A 19,326-nucleotide genomic window follows, 5' to 3' on the forward strand; every position below is an offset into this window, starting at 1 on the left:
TTAAAGCGTTTATTAAAGTATGTCGAAAAAGATTAAAATTCATTACAAAAAAAACGCTGGTAATAACCAGCGCTTAATTACTTATCTTTTTTACAATGTTTTCTATCATTTCAACACCTAAATTCAGTTGCTCTGAAGATACAAATTCATTGGCTCGATGTGCTTGTTCGATTGACCCTGGACCACAGATAATACTTTCAAAACCTGCTTCGGCGAATTGACCAGCTTCAGTGGCATACGCTACATAGCTAGGGGTACTATTACCCGTTACTTCTGAAATTAGATCAACAATGGAGGCTTTTTCATCCGTTTGTAATCCTGGAACTGGTGGGTGCAATAAGGTATTTTCTATTTTAAAATTTGGAAATAGTTTTCTCTTTTCCAACTGAAGTTCATCGCAATATCCTTGATACTCATTTACAATATCCATTATACTATCTTCAGGAATCGATCGAACATCCCATTGAAATGTTGTATTCCCTGCTACAACATTCGTAGCAATTCCTCCTGCAATTTGCCCAACATGCATTGTTGAATGTGGTGGTAAAAAAGATTCATTTCTACTCTTTTGAGATAACTCTTTCATTTTATTTTCTAACCAAAGAATTAATCTAGTACTCTCATGAATTGCACTTACCTCCTTCTCTATTCTACTACTATGTCCCTGGCTTCCATTCACTTTTGTTTCAACATATAAGATTCCTTTCTGTCCAACTATTGGTTGCATCATGGAAGGTTCTCCAATAATGGCATATTTTGGTTTTTCCGAATAATACGACTTTATATGTTCTGCCAATTCTGGTGCTCTTAAACAACCTATTTCTTCATCATAAGAAATTGCAAAATATATGGGTACGGATAAATTAGCCGTAACCATTTGAGGTAATACAGATAAAAAGCAGGCTAAATATCCTTTCATATCACAAGCACCTCTTCCGTATAAATTACCCTCTTTTTCAATCAATTCAAAAGGATCTGTATTCCAAGGCTGTCCTTTTACTGGTACCACATCGGTATGACCAGATAAAATGATTCCTCCATCTACAGCCGGGCCAATTCTACAATGTAATGATGCTTGCGTTTTTTCTTCATTATACACATATACTGTTTCTATACCAAATTGGGTAATGTATTCACTTATCCAATCGACTAAAGAAATATTATTCTGTTTACTCAATACTCCAAAACTTACCAGTTTTGCTAAGATTTCTTTTGCTGTCATTTTAATAATTTATAAAAGTGGCTATTGTTAAAATAGTCCATGAAAGTACTAATATTATCATCACTAATGGTAAAATAAATTTGAACCATCTATTCAAAGGAACTCTACACATACTTAACATGGCGATAAGCCCTCCCAAAGTTGGATTAACTAAATTAGTTACTCCATCTCCTATTTGAAATGCTAAAATTGTAGTTTGTCTTGTTAAACCTAACACTTCTCCTAAAGGAATCATTACTGGTAAGGTAGCCAGTGCTTGTCCGCTACCAGAAGGAATAAATAAATTGATCACTCCTTGTGAAATGGACATTCCAACAGCAGCGAAATATTGAGGTAATCCTTGTAATAAGTTTGCCATTTCGAAAGATATGGTATCACTAATATTACTCATATCCATAAGTACTTTTATAGTGGTTGCGAAACCAACCATAAAAGCCCCTGGAGCAGCTTTTGCAACCGATTCTAATACGGTTTCACTAAAAACCGTTGGATTCATCCTCGAAACCAAACCACTGGCTATTGCTATCATTAAAAATACAGCCGAAAGTTCTATAAAATACCAATTATGTTGAAATACTCCCCAAAGTATTACACCTAAGCCAATTATAAAGATAAATAAGACCATATAATTACCTCTAGTTATCGTATATTCTGAAATAGATTTTGATAGTTTAATTCCGTTTTCATCTAATCCTTTTCCCAAAGATTTATCAGGGTTATGTGAAGTTTTTTTCAAGTATTGAATATTATACAATGCCAAAATCCCCAGTGCCAACAAACACAAAATGGTTCTCAATGCAGCTCCTGAAAACAACGGTAATTCTGCTATTTTATGACCAATTCCAACGGTATAGGGATTTATCGGTGATAATCCAAAACCAACTGTAATTGCCGCAACCGAAATACCGGCTGCTAAGATTAAATCTCCACCAATGGCAATACTTAATACCGCCGCTAATGGTACCATAGCTATATTATGTTCATACCCCACAAAAACTCCTAAGAAACCATAAAAAAACGTGATTAAAAATACAATAAGATACCTCTTTTCGTTCCCTAATTTCTTTACTAAGGTTCCTGCAGCATTTTCAATGGCTTGTGTCTTTTCCATAATACCAAACATAATTCCTCCAGCTAATACAATAAAAATAATATTTACAGCCGTTTTAAAACCTAAAGGAATTGCTTTGAAAATATCAAAAAAACTTACGGGTGTACTTTGAATAACTGCATAGGAGTTAGGAATAACTCTATTTCTACCTTCCATTAAAACTCTTTCAAACTTTCCTGCCGGAATAATATGTGTAAGTGCCGAAACCAATAGTATTATAATAAACAATAAGGTTAAAGCATGAGGGATTTTTATTTTTTTCAAAAGTATAGTTTAAGAATTAGCGTTCATCCCAAAAATAAAAAAGTGCAGCTAAAAACTGCACTTTCCTTAGAAAATATTTGATATCTAGAAATTTAGATATTTTGTTTCTTAATTAAATTCAATGCTGAACCTTCTTTATACCACTCAATTTGTCCTGCATTATAGGTATGATTTGCTATAATACTATCTTTAGACCCATCAGCATGTACTACTTCAATAGTTAATGGTTTCCCTGGAGCAAACTCACGTAAATCTAAAAAGTTGAATGTGTCATCTTCTTGAATCAAATCATAGTCTGATTCATTTGCAAAAGTCAATCCTAGCATTCCTTGTTTTTTAAGATTCGTTTCATGAATTCTAGCAAATGATTTTACCAATACCGCCACAACACCTAAATGACGTGGCTCCATAGCTGCATGTTCACGAGAAGACCCTTCACCATAGTTGTGGTCACCCACTACAATAGTTTTAACTCCTGCTGCTTTATACGCTCTTTGTGTTTTAGGAACCGCATCGTACTCTCCTGTAATTTGACTTTTAACAAAATTGGTTTGCTTGTTATACGCATTTACTGCTCCTATTAAACAGTTGTTTGAAATATTATCTAAATGCCCACGATAACGCAACCAAGGTCCTGCCATAGAAATATGATCTGTTGTACACTTTCCAAAAGCTTTAATTAATAATTTAGCTCCTTTAATTTCATCACCAATTGGCGTAAATGGTGTTAACAATTCTAATCGTTCAGAATTAGGATCTACCATAACTTCTACTCCACTTCCATCTGCAATTGGCTCTAAATAGCCATTATCATCTACTTCAAAGCCTTTTGGCGGTAATTCCCATCCAGTAGGTTCATCTAACATTACCTCTTCACCATTTTCATTGATTAGTTTATCTGTTAACGGGTTAAAGTCTAATCGTCCTGCAATTGCAATCGCAGCAGTTAACTCTGGTGAAGCTACAAAAGCATGCGTGTTTGGATTTCCATCAGCACGCTTGGCAAAGTTTCTATTAAAAGAATGTACTATTGAGTTTTTTGGTGCATTTTTCGGGTCTTTATAACGCCCCCATTGTCCAATACATGGTCCACAAGCATTGGTGAAAATCTTTGCATTTAACTTCTCAAAAACCTGTAAAATCCCATCTCTTTCTGCGGTATAACGTACTTGCTCAGAGCCTGGATTAATTCCAAACTCTGCTTTTGTTTTTAATCCTTTATCCAAGGCTTGTTGTGCTACCGAAGATGCTCTTGACAAGTCTTCATAAGATGAATTGGTACAAGAACCTATCAATCCCCATTCTACCTCTAGAGGCCAATCATTTGTAGTTGCCTTTTCTGTCATTTCTTTACCTACTGAAGTAGATAAGTCTGGTGTAAAAGGTCCGTTTAATAATGGCCCTAATTCTGATAAGTTTATTTCAATAACTTGATCAAAATATTGTTCTGGATTTGCATATACCTCAGGATCTCCCGTAAGGTATTCTTTAATTTTATTAGCTTCATCAGCCACATCATCTCTATCTGTAGCACGTAAATAACGTTCCATAGAATCGTCATAACCGAAAGTAGAAGTTGTTGCTCCTATTTCTGCTCCCATATTACAAATAGTTCCTTTACCAGTACAAGACATTGCCGTTGCTCCCGGCCCAAAATATTCTACAATTGCTCCAGTTCCTCCTTTTACGGTTAAAATTTCAGCTACTTTTAAGATTACATCTTTAGGAGCTGTCCATCCTGATAATTTACCCGTTAACTTTACTCCTATTAGTTTAGGGAATTTTAACTCCCAAGGCATCCCAGCCATAACATCAACAGCATCGGCTCCACCTACTCCAATGGCTACCATTCCAAGTCCACCAGCATTTACCGTATGTGAATCGGTACCAATCATCATTCCTCCCGGAAAAGCATAATTTTCTAATACTACTTGATGAATAATTCCTGCACCTGGTTTCCAAAATCCAATTCCGTATTTATTAGAAACCGATTCTAAGAAATTAAATACTTCATTTGAATTATTTAATGCTGTTTGTAAATCTACCGAAGCTCCTACTTTCGCCTGAATTAAGTGATCACAGTGTACCGTGGTAGGTACTGCTACTTTCTTCTTTCCTGCTTGCATAAATTGCAACAAGGCCATTTGGGCTGTTGCATCTTGACATGCAATTCGATCAGGAGCAAAATCTACATAGTCAACTCCTCTATTATAAGCAGTCGTTGCTTTTCCATCCCACAAATGTGCATATAAAATCTTTTCAGCAAGCGTTAACGGTTTACCAGTAAGTTTTTTTGCTGCATTTACATGCTCTTCAAACTTACTGTACACCTTTTTTATCATTTCAATATCAAAAGCCATGGTTTTGTTCGTTTTTGTTATATGCCTAAAGTTAGCAAAAAAAGGTGTAATCATCTTGAATCTAGTATAATTAATACCAATAAGAGTATCTAATTAATTGATTAAAATAATATAAAAAGAAAAGTCCGAGCTATAAACTCGGACTCTTATATATTTCTATAAAGTATTGTAATTATTACATTACCAATTGCTTTTGTGAAGGCTTAAACTTAGTTAACACAATACCTTCCACAGCTGCTTGATACTCTTCTAAAGTTGGAGTTCTTCCTAAAATTGAAGATAACACTACTACTGGAGTTGATGATAATAAAGATTCTCCTTTTTTCTCATCTGAATCTCTTACTACACGACCTTGGAATAAACGTGTTGAAGTAGCCATTACTGTATCTCCTGGCTCCGCCTTTTCCTGGTTCCCCATACATAAGTTACATCCTGGGCGCTCTAAATATAATACGTTTTCATATTTTGTACGTGCAGCCGCTTTTGGTGCATCATCATCAAATACAAAACCAGAATACTTAGCTAACACATCCCAATCTCCTTCTGCCTTTAATTCATCTACAATATTATATGTTGGAGGTGCAACTACTAATGGTGCATTGAATTCTACTTTACCTTGTTGTGCTTCAATGTTCTTTAGCATTTGCGCTAAAATCTTCATGTCTCCTTTGTGAATCATACAAGACCCAACAAATCCTAAATCTACTTTTTTAGTTCCTCCGTAGAAAGATAATGGTTGGATATTGTCATGTGTATAACGCTTAGATACATCCTCATTATTTACATCTGGATCAGCGATCATTGGCTCAACAATCTTATCTAAATCGATTACTACTTCTGCATAATACTTTGCATCAGCATCTGGTTTTAATGCAGGTCTAGAACCTGATTGAAGTTCTGCTATACGAGCATTCGCTTTATCTACTAAACCTTGTAATACTTGCTTCTCGTTGTCCATTCCTTTATCAATCATAATTTGGATACGATCTCTTGAAATTTCTAACGACTCGATTAATGTTTCATCTTCTGAAATACAAATAGAAGCTTTCGCTTTCATTTCTGCAGTCCAATCTGTAAATGTAAATGCTTGATCTGAAGTTAACGTTCCAATATGTACTTCAATAATTTTTCCTTGGAATACATTTTCTCCTTCAAATTGATCTAACATTTGTTGTTGTGTAGCGTGCACTACATCACGGAAGTCCATATAAGGAACCATGTTTCCTTTAAATGTAACCTTTACAGACTGAGGAATTGGCATTGTAGCTTCTCCAGTTGCTAAAGCTAGAGCTACTGTTCCTGAATCTGCACCAAATGCAACACCTTTTGCCATACGTGTATGTGAATCACCACCAATAATTACATCCCAATCATCTACAGCAATGTCATTTAATACCTTGTGAATAACATCCGTCATTGGGTGGTACACTCCTTTAGGATCACGACCTGTAATTAAACCAAAGTCATTCATAAACTTCATTAATCTTGGAATGTTCGCTTTTGACTTATCATCCCAAACTGAAGCTGTGTGACATCCTGATTGGTACCCAGCATCTACGATTGGAGAAATAACCGTTGCAGCCATCATTTCTAATTCTTGAGAAGTCATTAACCCTGTAGTATCTTGAGATCCTACAATATTTACTTCTACACGAGTATTAGATCCTGCATGTAACGTAACACCTGGTGTGTTTCCTACTGCATTTCTATTAAAAATCTTTTCTACAGCTGTTAAACCTTGACCTTCAATAGATATTTCTTTAGAAGGAGCATATACTTGAGGAACATCAATTCCTAAAACTTTACATGCAAAAGTTTGTAATTTCTTACCAAATACAACGGCATAAGATCCACCTGCTTTGATAAACTCCATTTTCGGAGGAGTTAATGCAGTAGAGATGTCTTTTAACTCTTGAGTTCCGTTATATAATTTTTTTTCTTTAGTGTTTATTGTTAAAACTGTACCTGTTTTTACAGAATACATTTCTTTTAAAATTGGATCACCATCTTCATCAACAATGGTATTTCCATTTTCATCTTTTTGCTTTACCCAATTCTTTAAATCAATTCCAATACCTCCAGTTACACCCACTGTAGTTAAGAAAATTGGAGCAATACCATTTGTACCAGCAATTACTGGTGCAATATTGATAAATGGTACATAAGGACTTGAAGGAATACCTGTCCATAAAGCCACATTATTTACACCTGACATTCTAGAAGAACCAACCCCCATTGTTCCTTTTTCAGCAATTAACATTACACGCTTGTTTGGGTGCTCTTTTTGTAATGCTAATAATTCATTTTGCATGTCTTTATTATGCTCGAACATAGATTGTCCGTGTAACTCACGATCTGATCTTGAATGCGCATCCGCTCCTGGAGATAATAAATCCGTTGAAATATCACCTACACCAGCTACATACGTTACTACTTCAATCTCTTCATCTATCTCTGGTAACTTTGTAAAGAACTCAGCTTGAGCATAACTTTCAATAATATCCTTAGCTATTGGGCTTCCCAACTTCATTGCTTCTTCTAAACGCTCTGTATCTGCTTCATACAAGAATACTTGCGTCTTTAATACTTTAGCCGCTTGTTTAGCTATTTCTTCATTGTTTCCTAAAGCTAAATCTAATAACACTGCAACAGAAGGCCCCCCTTTCATGTGAGATAATTGCTCAAAAGCAAATTCAGGAGTAATTTCTTTTACTACAGATTCTCCTAAAATAATCTCTTTTAAAAATTGAGCTTTTACTCCAGCAGCACTAGTTGTACCAGGTAAAACATTATAAATAAAAAAGTTTAGAGATGCTTCGCGGTGCTCGTTATTTTCATCTTTAATCTGTGAGATAATGTCTTTTAATAATTCGCTTCCGTCGATTGGCTTTGGGTGTAAACCTTGGCCTTTTCTTACTTCAATCTCCTTTAGGTAATCTGAGTATGTATTCATAAAAGGTGTGTTTTAAAATATTTTTAAGAAGAAAAATTAAACATTGTTTATAAAGTTAAACTCATTTTAATTCTTAAAACTATAGCGTCTATCATTTACTGTTTATAGCCAATGAAAAGGTACTAAGTATAAAATATTTATGATCGTTATTTTGTTATTTTTCGCTTAGCAAAAGTACTATTTTAGGGTGAATTTTAAAAATAAACAACAAAACAGCCAAAAAAGCAAATTAATTTAATTTCAAAACCTCTTTTTTAAAAATATATCAAAAAAACAAGGTTTTAAATCTTAAAAAATTGCGAAATTGATAATTCAACATTTTTTACTTGGAAGAAAATATTCTTATAATCATTCTAAATAAGAAAAAAAGCAGACCAATAAGCCGGATTCTGTTCTTCAAATAATTGAAGCTCTTATCATTTATCTAGTTTTACAATTACTCGTAAAATCCATCTGCCTACCCCTTAGAATCGTGCGAGCTACACTCAATTTCTAATATACGTGGCATTGCACCGCATAGAGTTTACCTGGTTTCACTACAGCATTACCTGTACATACTTTCTGTTGCACTTGTCCTCGGCTTACGCCGGACGGATGTTATCCGCTATACTGCTCTATGGTGTCCGGACTTTCCTACTTAAACTACTTTAAGTCGATAAGATAGGTCTGCTTTATATTTTATAATGTACGATTTCATAAAAAAACCCACTCAAAAATTGAGTGGGAAAATTGCTATGAAAAAGAAAAAGTGTCTAGAACGTCTTCTAGACGGTACAAATATATAAATGTTTTTTAATACAACCATCTTTTATTTCAACTTTTCTTTTGGAATTAACATATTTTTATCAAAATGCTATGCATAAAAAAACCCACTCAAAAATTGAGTGGGAAAATTGCTATGAAAAAGAAAAAGTATCTAGGACGTCTCCTAGATATTACAAATATAATTTATGTTTTTGGTATATGCAATACTTTTTCAAAAAAATGGCCATAAAAAAACCCACTCAAAAAACTGAGTGGGAAAATTGCTATGAAAAAGAAAAAGTGTCTAGAACGTCTTCTAGACACTACAAATTTAAGTTTTTATTTTTTATTCCTACAAGGAAAAAAAGTTTTTTTACGAAAACATATCTTTTACCTTTTCGAAGAAAGATTTATCTGTTTTTTGAGGATTCGGACTAAAGTTATCATCTCCCATCATTTCTTCAAAAAACTTTCGTTGATCTTTTGTAAGTTCTTGAGGAGTCCAAACATTAATATGAATTAGAAAATCACCATTACCATAATGCTCTATACTTGGTAACCCTTTACCTTTTAACCTTAAGATTTTACCAGATTGTGTACCTGCCTCAACCTTGATTTTAACTTTTCCAGTTACCGTTTCAATTTCTTTTGAAGTTCCTAATACAGCTTCGGAGAAATTGATGTATAAATCATAATGGATGTTACTACCTTCTCTTTTTAAAGTTTCATGCTTTACCTCTTCTATTAAAACTAAAAGATCTCCCGGAATAGAGTTATTACCAGGTGCTTCATTTCCTTTCCCTCCTACTTTTAACTGTACTCCTTCTGTTACACCTTCAGGAATGTTAATAGAAACTGTTTCTTCTTTAACAACCATACCTTGTGCATCGGCCCCTGATGGTTTAGAATCTAACATTTCTCCAGCTCCATGACATGTACTACAAGTCGTAGCAGTTTGCATTCTACCTAATATTGTATTGGTAACACGCATTTGTTGCCCACTACCATTACATGTTGAACATGTTTTATAAGTTACTCCTTCAGCTTGAACTTTTCTACGAACTTTTACTTTTTTCTCAACTCCATTTGCTATTTCTTCAAGAGTTAGCTTTACACGAATACGTAAGTTACTTCCTTTAACTCTAGCTTGACGACGTCCACCGCCACCAAAACCACCAAAGCCACCTCCAAAAGCACCTCCAAAAATATCTCCAAATTGGCTGAAAATATCATCCATATTCATACCGCCTCCACCGAAGCCTCCTTGACCTCCTTCAAAGGCTGCATGACCATACTGATCGTAACGTGCTTTTTTGTTTTCATCGCTCAAGACCTCATAAGCCTCGGCAGCTAATTTAAATTTTTCTTCTGCTTCAGTATTATCAGGGTTCTTATCTGGATGATACTTAATGGCCATCTTACGATATGCCTTTTTGATTTCAGCTTGTGTAGCTGATTTTGTAACTCCTAATATTTCGTAATAATCTTGTTTTGCCATTGTATTTTAATTGACAATTAACAACTAGCAATATGCAATTGATAACTGATAATTGGAAATTATTAATTGTTTATGCTTGTCCCATTACCACTTTTGGATGGCGAATAATTTTATCTCCTAGCTTATACCCTTTTTCCACACAGTCAATAATCTTTCCTTTTAGATCATCTGTTGGAGCAGGAATTTGTGTAATTGCATCATGAATCTCAGCATCAAAACTATCTCCCGGATTCACCTCAATCTCAGTTAATCCTTTTTGAGTCAAAGTATTTTTAAACTTAGACTGAATCAACTCCATCCCTTTTAATAACTCAGTGTCTTCAGATTTTTTAATTTCTGCCAAACCTCTATCAAAATCATCCATAATTGGCAGTAAAGCTGTCATTAATTCTTGACTTGCTGTTTTAAATAACTCTATACGCTCTTTAGTTGTACGCTTTTTATAATTTTCAAACTCTGCAAATAAACGCAAATATTTGTCTTTTTCTGCTTGAATTAACTCTTCTGCGGTAGGTACCTCTTTCTCTTCCTTATCTTCTTTAGCTTCCTTATCATCAATAGAATCAGTAGTTCCCTCTTGATTTACATCAACCTCTACTTGTTTTAAATTATCTTTTAACTCGTCTTCTTGTGTATATTGATCTTTACTCATTGTAAATCGTTTCTTAAATTTCTTTAGCATTCTTTTATCAATAATATTGCCAATTAATTAATTGTGTCAACATGACATTATTAATTATTTTTTTATGCTTTTGTTAGTATAATTTTTATATATTTAACTCGAATAAATATTAACTTAAAAGTCCCTCGTACTCATGAGAAAAAACTTATTAAACGTAAAAGGTGCAACAATTTTAGCAAAACAAGAATTAAAATCTATTAATGGAGGTATTTCTTTCAAAGATGCTTCCAAATGTGGATGTGATTGTGCAGGACGTGTTACTGGTCCTTTTTATTGCCACCAATTAATTGCTTGCCCTCAAGTTTATACTTGTAACGAAGAATCTTAAAATAAAAAAGGCTACCAAAATGGTAGCCTTTTTTTTACCTTCTATTTTAGACTAGTCTTCAATTCTTTCAATTTTTGCTCCAATAGACTTTAAACGAGCTTCTATATTTTCATATCCTCTATCAATTTGTTCAATATTATTAATTATTGAAGTTCCTTTTGCCGATAACGCAGCTATTAATAAAGAAATTCCTGCTCTAATATCTGGTGAAGTCATTTTTGTTGCTTTTAATTGACTTTGGAAATCATGACCAATTACGGTAGCTCTATGCGGATCACATAAAATTACTTTGGCTCCCATATCTATTAATTTATCTACAAAGAATAATCGGCTTTCAAACATTTTTTGATGTATTAATACCGTTCCTTTTGCTTGCGTAGCAACTACCAAAACAATACTCAATAAATCTGGTGTAAAACCAGGCCAAGGTGCATCGGCTACTGTTAAAACAGATCCATCAATATAGTTTTGTATTTCATATGAATCTTGCTCAGGAATATAGATATCATCTCCACGTTTTTCTAAGTTGATTCCTAATTTTCTAAATACATTTGGAATTTGTCCTAAATCTTTCCAGCTAACATCTTTAATTGTTAGCTCTGAACGTGTCATTGCAGCCATTCCTACCCAACTACCAATCTCAATCATGTCTGGTAAAACTCTGTGGGTACACCCTCCTAACGATTCAACTCCTTCAATAGTTAATAAATTAGAACCTACTCCTGTTATCTTTGCCCCCATAGAGTTCAACATTTTAGACAATTGCTGAATATATGGTTCACAAGCTGCATTATATATTGTAGTAGTTCCTTTAGCTAAAACTGCTGCCATAATTATATTTGCAGTTCCAGTAACTGAAGCCTCATCTAACAACATATCTGTTCCTACTAAACCTGTATCGGTTTCAACACCATAGAAATATTCTTCTCTATTGTAACGAAATTTTGCTCCTAGATTAATGAATCCTTCAAAATGTGTATCAAGACGTCTACGTCCTATCTTATCTCCTCCAGGTCTTGGAATATATCCTTTTCCAAAACGTGCTAATAACGGACCTACAATCATAATAGACCCTCTTAAAGAGCTACCATCTCTTTTAAATTCTGGGCTCTCTAAATATTTTAAATTAATATCATCTGCTTGGAAACTATATGAATTTGGTCCTAATTTCTCTATTTTAACTCCTAATTCTCCTAGGATGAAAATAAGTTTGTTTACATCAATAATATCTGGGATGTTATTAATCACAACTTTTTCGGGAGTTAATAAAACTGCACAAATTATCTGTAATGCTTCATTCTTTGCTCCTTGTGGCGTAATAGTTCCTTTTAACTTATGCCCTCCTTCTATTTTAAATGATGCCATTTACTTCTTTCTATTTTTATTTTTATTTGTGTTCTTCTTTTTACTGTAAGTACTTCTAACTTTAATCAAATTTTTACTTTCAATCAAACCTTCTTCCATATTTCTAAAGTCAATTTTACCATCAGAAAGCTCATATAAATGTTCTAAGATAACTCCATCTTCAACAGTATCTTTATTCCAGTTTAGATAACATTTCTTCATATGATTTGCTATGGTAAATATCAATGCTTCTTTCATATCTCCTTCTTCCCAAGTTAATGCTACATCAATCATTGTTTGAATATTGGTTCCGTAGAATCTATATTTTGATGCTGATTTAGGATAAGGTAATTTCTCTGGCTTTTCTTGTAATTCTTCTTTTGAAGGAGTTTCATATGGGCTATCTACGTCTAACTCAAAATTGGCCATTATATGCAACTGATCCCATAATTTATGTTTAAAATCTGGAACATCACGTAAGTGAGGTTGTAAATTCCCCATTACATCAATGATTGCTTTTGCCATAGTATTTCTCTCTTCCTTGCTTTCTAAAGCCATACAATGATTTACCAATTTTTGAATATGTCTACCATATTCTGGTATTCTCATAGTAGGTCTTTCCGAATTATATTCTAAATCAAACGTCATTTTTCAATATTTTAAGTATGCAAAATAGCTAATAATTGCTAATTATTGCTTAAGATTGCTTTAATTTTAATTAACCTATTACCTTCAATTTTGCGAATTGAAGTAATAATTTCTTTTTTCCTGCAGTGCTAAATTCTATTTCTGCTTTTTTATTTGGTCCTTTTCCTTCTAAACCTATGACTCTACCAGTTCCGAAACGATTGTGCTCAACCAAATTCCCTACAGTAATTTCTCCATCAAATAAATTGGCTTTTGAAGATGATACTTCAGAAACTTTTTTCATTCGACTTTTTGGAGGTACTAAATTTGATTTATCTTTTTTAGCCAAAAACTCCTTTCGTTTCTTCTGAATTGGCTTTTGAAAACGCACCTGCTTAGGAGCATCATCAAACAAATCTGCATCAATGAAACGATTCGCCCTTGGTTCTGGGAGTTTTGGAGCTAAGTATTCTAAGAACTTATCATCAATTTCTTCTAAAAATCTACTAGGTTCTCCATCTGTAAGTTTCCCCCAACGGTATCTTGTTTGTGCATAAGTTAAATAAGCTACTTTTTCAGCTCTAGTTAAAGCTACATAAAATAAACGTCTTTCTTCTTCCAATTCACTTCTCGTATTCATACTCATTGCAGATGGAAATAAATTTTCTTCCAATCCTACAATATATACATACGGATATTCTAATCCTTTTGATAAGTGAATTGTCATCAAAGAAACTCTCGGTTCTTCATCTTGTTTTTCAGAATCAAAATCCGTAGCCAATGCCACATCTTCTAAGAAAGCCGTTAAGGAAGCATCTAATCCTTCTTCAATTTTATCTGAAATAAAATCTTTAATACCATTTAATAATTCTTGAACGTTCTCCACTTTAGTAATACTTTCGGGAGTACCGTCTTTTTGAAGGTCTTTTACTATTTGTGTTTGTTTTACAACAGAATCAGCTACTTCAAAAGCATTTTTTGCCTTGGCTTCAATCTGAAAACGCTGAATCATATTTACAAAGTTTTGCAACTTTGTTTTGGTACCTGCATTGATCTTTATATCAACCTTATCCAAATTCATTAAAACTTCAAAAATGGATTTTTTATAGTGATTTGCAGCAATGACCAATTTATCAACCGTAGTAGCACCAATACCTCTTGCAGGATAATTAATGATACGCTTTAATGCTTCTTCATCATTCGGGTTGATTAATATTCTTAAATACGAAAGTGTATCTTTTATTTCTTTTCGTTGGTAGAAAGATATACCTCCATAAATCTTATACTGAATATTTTTCTTACGTAATGCATCTTCTATTGCTCTCGATTGTGCATTTGTTCTATATAAAATGGCAAATGAATCGTTTTGCAATTGTTGATTCATTTTGTTCTCCCAAATAGATTGCGCCACAAAACGTCCTTCTTCTCCTTCTGAAATAGTTCGCATCACTTTTACTTGCTCTCCAGCGTCATTAGCGGTCCAAATCTCTTTGTCTAATTTGGTTTTGTTTTTATCAATCACACTATTTGCTGCTAGAACAATATTGCTGCTAGAACGATAATTTTGTTCTAATTTAAACGTTTTTACATCTGGGTAATCCTTTTGGAAGTTTAAGATGTTTTGAATATTCGCCCCACGGAATCCATAGATACTTTGCGAATCATCTCCTACCACACAAATATTTTGAAAACGATCTGCTAAAGCTCTTACGATTAAATACTGTGAATGGTTGGTATCCTGGTACTCATCTACCATGATATATCTAAAACGGTCTTGATATTTCGCCAATACATCTGGAAATCTAGCTAACAATTCATTAGTACGTAATAATAAATCATCAAAATCCATAGCCCCAGATTTAAAACACCTATCCACATATTCTTTATAAATGTCTCCTGTTTTCGGTCTGCTGGCTTCTAAATCAGCTTGTTGTAGCTCTGAATTATTAAAATATGCTCTAACCGTAATCAAACTATTTTTAAAAGATGAGATACGACTCAAAATTTGTTTTGGTTTGTATCTATCTTTGTCTAACTGCATTTCTTTAATAATTGCAGTAATTAAACGAACAGAGTCTTGGGTATCATAGATGGTGAAATTAGATGGATATCCCAATCGATCTGCTTCAGAACGCAAAATACGTGCAAAAATAGAGTGAAATGTTCCCATCCACAGATTCTTGGCTTCACTATATCCTACTACTTTACCAATACGCTCTTTCATTTCTCGTGCTGCCTTGTTGGTAAAGGTTAATGACAATATATTAAAAGCATCTACTCCTCCTTGCATTAAATGTGCAATTCTGTAAGTTAATACTCTTGTTTTACCAGATCCTGCTCCTGCAATGATAATCATTGGACCGTCTTTTTGTAAAACGGCTGCCCTTTGAGGCTCGTTAAGTTGCTCTAAATAAGTACTCAATGAAAAATATATTGAAAGAATTTACAAAGTGGAAAATTACGGATTCTTTTAGGTTTTATAAAGGCTTATTAACATTTTTTTATTCACATTTTTTTTCTCAAAGTAAATGTTATGCTTACTTTCGTCTTCAATAGTTTTGAATATGGAAGATAAAATATTAGAAGGACTTGCTTATGCCCTTCCTGCTTTAATTACTGGAGGTGTGGCATACATGATTTTAAGTCGCTTTATTGATCAAGATAATAATGAGAAAAAGTTCAACGCTTTAGTTGAAAAAAAACGAGAGAGTTTACCAACAAAGCTGCAAGCATATGAGCGTATGCTTTTGTTTTGTGAACGTATTAATCCAGCTAAATTATTATTAAGAATTAAACCAATTGGAAATAACCCAGAAGATTATTCTCAATTGTTAATTGCCAATATTGAGCAAGAGTTTGAGCACAATTTAGTGCAACAATTGTATATTTCTGATGATAGTTGGAAAGCAGTAACAGGCGCTAAGTTAGCGATTATGGCTAAGATTAGGAATACTGCTGAAAAGGCGAGTTCTGCTAACGAATTAAGAGAAAATGTTCTGATAGACTATTCTCAAGAAGCGAGTCCAACAGAAACCGCTGTTTTAATTCTAAAACAAGAAGTAAAAAAATTAATATAAAAAAAGCTCGCAATTGCGAGCTTTTTTATTCGTTGTTATTCTTTGATTAAGATCTTGTATTCCCATGGACCTAGTTCAAAAGCATCTTTGTTTAATGTAATGTTCGAATTAGCCATATAATCTTTAAAGGTACCTTCTACTGGTGCAACTATCTTATCTCCTTCCTTAGAAAGGTTTGCAATAAATACCACTTCAGTATTTCCTTTTTTACGTACAAAAGCTAATATGTTTTTATCTGTTTCTAAGCGCTCGTATGAAGCAGCTTCTTTTCCTCCATTTAAAGCAGTGTTTGTTTCTTTAAGTTTTCCTAATTTCTGCAATACTTCCCACTCTTTTCCTTTTTCATGTGGTATTTCATCTTTTTCAAAAAACTTTAATCGATGTTTCATTCCGTATTCTTGTCCAGAGTAAATTAATGGCATTCCTGGTGCTACATAACTTAAAGCAGTCATAACTTCCCAAGCATCTCCCATACGCTCTTCAATGGTTCCGTTCCAAGAATTTTCATCATGGTTCGTTACAAACGTCATTAAAATATCATCATTTTCATAACGTGTAGTATCTTTTGCATAGTTTTCATCCCACGCTTTTGCTCCACCATCTTTCGCAATGTGGTTCATGGTATGATGGCGATCCCATCCGTAAGCCATATCAAACAATCCGTCTTTTAATAGTTCTGGTTCCCAAGCTTCTGCTAACATAAAGATGTCTTTTTTAGCTCTTAACTTCGGTATTGCTTCCTGCCAGAAATCTGTTGGTACTGATCCTGCAACATCACAACGGAATCCATCTACATTTTCTTCGGTAATCCAATGTTGCATGTCTTTTACCATTGCCTTACGCAATTCTTTGTTGTCATAGTTTAAGTCAGCAACATCTGCCCAACCTACTGGAGTTCCATCAGCATTTAAAGGATCTGTAATTTCTCCTTTTGCATTCTTTGTATAAAATTCTGGATTGCTTGTTAACCAAGTATGATCCCATCCTGTATGGTTTGGAACCCAATCTAAAATTACATACATGTCATTTTCATGTGCCGTTTTTACCAATTTTCTAAAATCTTCAATGGTACCAAATTCTGGATTGATCTTCGTAAAATCGGTTACAGCATAGTAACTTCCTAAATATTTTTTTCTTTCCCCTTCTGGAAACTCCGAAGCAAACTTATCTCCAGTTGCTTTTCTCTTCGTTTCTGAAATTGGAAATATGGGCATTAACCATATAATTTTTACGCCTAATTCTTTTAATTGAGGAATGTCTTTTGTGAATTGCTCAAAGGTTCCTTCCTTTGAATACTGTCTAATATTTGCTTCATATATAACCGCATTTTCCATCATGTTATCTGAAACAGGGGCTATTTTAGCTACCGCTGCTGGAGTGGTAACTTTGGCTTCTTCCTTTTTTTCAGTTTTACATGCAAAAACGATACATAAACTTGCAATAATTAACGTTAGTTTCTTCATACTCTTTAGTTGTTTTCTAATAATACAATTGTATAAGGGGTGTTTATAACTATTTTTCCGTTGGTTACTTTTATTTCTTGATTTGAATACGCGTCTTTTAATAAAGTTCCTTCTTTAAATACAGCTGCTACATCAAGGGTTTTCTCTCCTTTAGGTAAGTCTAAACCGATTACTATTTCTTCTTTAAAAGTACCTTGCTCAAAACTTCTTTTGAATAGATATGGTCTTTCAGAAATCATTAGATGTTTTCCTGCTCCAACCGCTGGGTGATTCTTTCTAAACTTTCCTAATTTCTGCCAATGTGCTAGCAAATCTTTAGTATCTTGTTTTTTTAGTTCCTCCCAATCCATTGGAGAACGTAAATTAGCATCTCCTTCTGCTCCTTCTATGATTAACGGACGTGCTACTTCATCTCCATAGTATATTTGTGATGTACCTGGTGATAACAACAGTTTTGTAGCTGTTTCATAAGCTTTTTCTCTTTTAGGATCAAAAGGTTGTCCATCATCATGTGAGGTCATGTAGTTTAAGGTTTCAAAACCTTTTAACTCATTATGCAAGGCTTTGTCATACTTAGCAAATAGGGCTTCGTAACTAGGGAGTTGCTTTGCATTCCATTTAAATTCAAAGTTGATTAAGCTGTTGAAAGCCTTATCGAAATAGTTTACTTTCTTATCTCCAAAATCATAGAACTGTCCACCACTAATTCCATATCCATAGACTTCTCCAACTAGATAAAAGTCTTTTCCTAAGTATTCTGTTGGATGTGCTGATTTAAACTCTTCATATGCGGTATCGCAGATGGTTTTAAATTCTTGCCATACATTTTCTTCTACGTGTTTTACCGTATCTACACGGTACCCATCAATTCCGAATTCTTTGACATAATCTGCCAACCATTTCATAATATAAAATCGTGGTGCTCTAGGATATCCGGTTTTCTTAAAAAACTCGTCCAGTTCTTTTACTTCCTGCTCATAACGTCCTTCTGCTTTCCATTTTTTAACCAATTCTTCTGGTAAGGCTACTTCTTCATTACTTTCTGTTAATACATCTGGTAAGTTTCTTACAAGTGTACAGGTTACCGTTGTTTCATAGTTTTTATATACACATTGCGGGGTTGTGCGCACCCAATTTTCTTCCCAAACCTTATCCTTGGCTGTTACCGGACCAATGTGGTTTACAACGGCATCTAACAAAATTCTAATTTTGTGTTTATGTGCTGTTTTGATAAGCTCTTTAAGGTCTTCTTCAGTTCCAAAATTCGGATCCAATTGTGTCCAATCTTTGGTCCAATATCCATGAAAACCATAAGTATACCCCGTATCTTCATCGGTTCCATCATGAATTTGCTCTACGATAGGCGACATCCATATAGCATTAACTCCTAATTCATCAAAGTATCCTTCTTTTATTTTTTTGGTAATTCCTTTTAAGTCTCCTCCTTCAAATCCTCTGAATTTTGATGGTTCATGTGTTCTATTAAAGTTCACATCGTTGGAGGTGTCTCCATTATGAAACCTATCGGTAAGTAAAAAGTATAAGTTTGCTCCATTCCAAACAAACGGAACTTCTTGCTTTAGTTTTTTCTCTTCTTTTTTACAAGAAAATAAGGTGATGCATCCTATGAAAACAATGAGTAGTTTCTTCATT

General features: G+C 33.9%; 13 protein-coding genes and 1 other RNA gene. 2 read left to right on the top strand and 12 right to left on the bottom strand.

Going from position 1 to position 19,326, the window contains the following annotated elements; all coding sequences use genetic code 11:
* Window positions 1-73 precede the first annotated feature (73 nt).
* The 7 genes from argE to ABNT22_RS11365 form a co-directional block, all read right to left on the bottom strand.
* Entirely contained in the window at window positions 74-1,222 is a 1,149-nt protein-coding gene (argE, locus tag ABNT22_RS11335; RefSeq protein WP_348719048.1) for an acetylornithine deacetylase, read from the bottom strand.
* A gap of 1 nt (window position 1,223) precedes the next feature.
* Window positions 1,224-2,597, bottom strand: a complete 1,374-nt coding sequence (locus tag ABNT22_RS11340; protein ID WP_348719049.1) for a YfcC family protein — start codon at window positions 2,595-2,597, stop codon at window positions 1,224-1,226.
* Window positions 2,598-2,689: 92 nt separating this feature from the next.
* Window positions 2,690-4,957 (bottom strand): aconitate hydratase, encoded by a 2,268-nt coding sequence (locus ABNT22_RS11345; RefSeq protein ID WP_348719083.1) that lies wholly within the window; start codon window positions 4,955-4,957, stop codon window positions 2,690-2,692.
* A gap of 175 nt (window positions 4,958-5,132) precedes the next feature.
* A complete protein-coding gene (locus tag ABNT22_RS11350) occupies window positions 5,133-7,910 on the bottom strand; it encodes a bifunctional aconitate hydratase 2/2-methylisocitrate dehydratase (RefSeq protein ID WP_348719050.1) in 2,778 nt (925 codons plus the stop codon).
* A 362-nt stretch (window positions 7,911-8,272) separates the two neighbouring features.
* Window positions 8,273-8,583, bottom strand: an RNA gene (rnpB, locus tag ABNT22_RS11355) — RNase P RNA component class A.
* 444 nt (window positions 8,584-9,027) lie between these two features.
* Entirely contained in the window at window positions 9,028-10,152 is a 1,125-nt protein-coding gene (gene dnaJ / locus ABNT22_RS11360) for a molecular chaperone DnaJ (RefSeq protein WP_348719051.1), read from the bottom strand.
* Between the two features lie 70 nt (window positions 10,153-10,222).
* Window positions 10,223-10,804, bottom strand: a complete 582-nt coding sequence (locus ABNT22_RS11365) for a nucleotide exchange factor GrpE (protein WP_348719052.1) — start codon at window positions 10,802-10,804, stop codon at window positions 10,223-10,225.
* Window positions 10,805-10,967: 163 nt separating this feature from the next.
* Here ABNT22_RS11365 and ABNT22_RS11370 point away from each other — a divergent pair, with 163 nt between their 5' ends.
* Window positions 10,968-11,162 carry a hypothetical protein gene (locus tag ABNT22_RS11370; RefSeq protein WP_348719054.1) on the top strand — a complete coding sequence of 65 codons (195 nt, stop codon included), beginning with the start codon at window positions 10,968-10,970 and terminating at the stop codon, window positions 11,160-11,162.
* Between the two features lie 51 nt (window positions 11,163-11,213).
* On the opposite strand, the gene murA is transcribed toward ABNT22_RS11370, so the two are convergent.
* The 3 genes from murA to ABNT22_RS11385 form a co-directional block, all read right to left on the bottom strand.
* The gene (gene murA / locus ABNT22_RS11375) at window positions 11,214-12,527 is read right to left on the bottom strand and encodes a UDP-N-acetylglucosamine 1-carboxyvinyltransferase (protein WP_348719055.1); all 1,314 of its coding nucleotides are present in this window, start codon (window positions 12,525-12,527) and stop codon (window positions 11,214-11,216) included.
* On the bottom strand, window positions 12,528-13,154 hold the full coding sequence (locus ABNT22_RS11380; protein ID WP_348719056.1) for a DUF4290 domain-containing protein: 627 nt from the start codon (window positions 13,152-13,154) through the stop codon (window positions 12,528-12,530).
* A gap of 70 nt (window positions 13,155-13,224) precedes the next feature.
* Window positions 13,225-15,555 (bottom strand): ATP-dependent helicase, encoded by a 2,331-nt coding sequence (locus tag ABNT22_RS11385; protein ID WP_348719057.1) that lies wholly within the window; start codon window positions 15,553-15,555, stop codon window positions 13,225-13,227.
* Window positions 15,556-15,697: 142 nt separating this feature from the next.
* Here ABNT22_RS11385 and ABNT22_RS11390 point away from each other — a divergent pair, with 142 nt between their 5' ends.
* Window positions 15,698-16,210, top strand: coding sequence for a hypothetical protein (locus ABNT22_RS11390; RefSeq protein WP_348719058.1), 513 nt, complete (start codon window positions 15,698-15,700; stop codon window positions 16,208-16,210).
* 35 nt (window positions 16,211-16,245) lie between these two features.
* Here the strand turns inward: ABNT22_RS11390 and ABNT22_RS11395 are convergent, their stop codons facing one another.
* Both ABNT22_RS11395 and ABNT22_RS11400 read right to left on the bottom strand, forming a co-directional pair.
* A complete protein-coding gene (locus ABNT22_RS11395; protein ID WP_348719059.1) occupies window positions 16,246-17,673 on the bottom strand; it encodes an alpha-amylase family glycosyl hydrolase in 1,428 nt (475 codons plus the stop codon).
* 5 nt (window positions 17,674-17,678) lie between these two features.
* Window positions 17,679-19,325 carry an alpha-amylase family glycosyl hydrolase gene (locus ABNT22_RS11400; RefSeq protein WP_348719060.1) on the bottom strand — a complete coding sequence of 549 codons (1,647 nt, stop codon included), beginning with the start codon at window positions 19,323-19,325 and terminating at the stop codon, window positions 17,679-17,681.
* Window position 19,326: the final 1 nt, after the last annotated feature.

The organism is Tenacibaculum sp. 190130A14a (assembly GCF_964048965.1).
In the GTDB taxonomy this organism is placed as follows: Bacteria; Bacteroidota; Bacteroidia; order Flavobacteriales; family Flavobacteriaceae; genus Polaribacter; species Polaribacter polynesiense.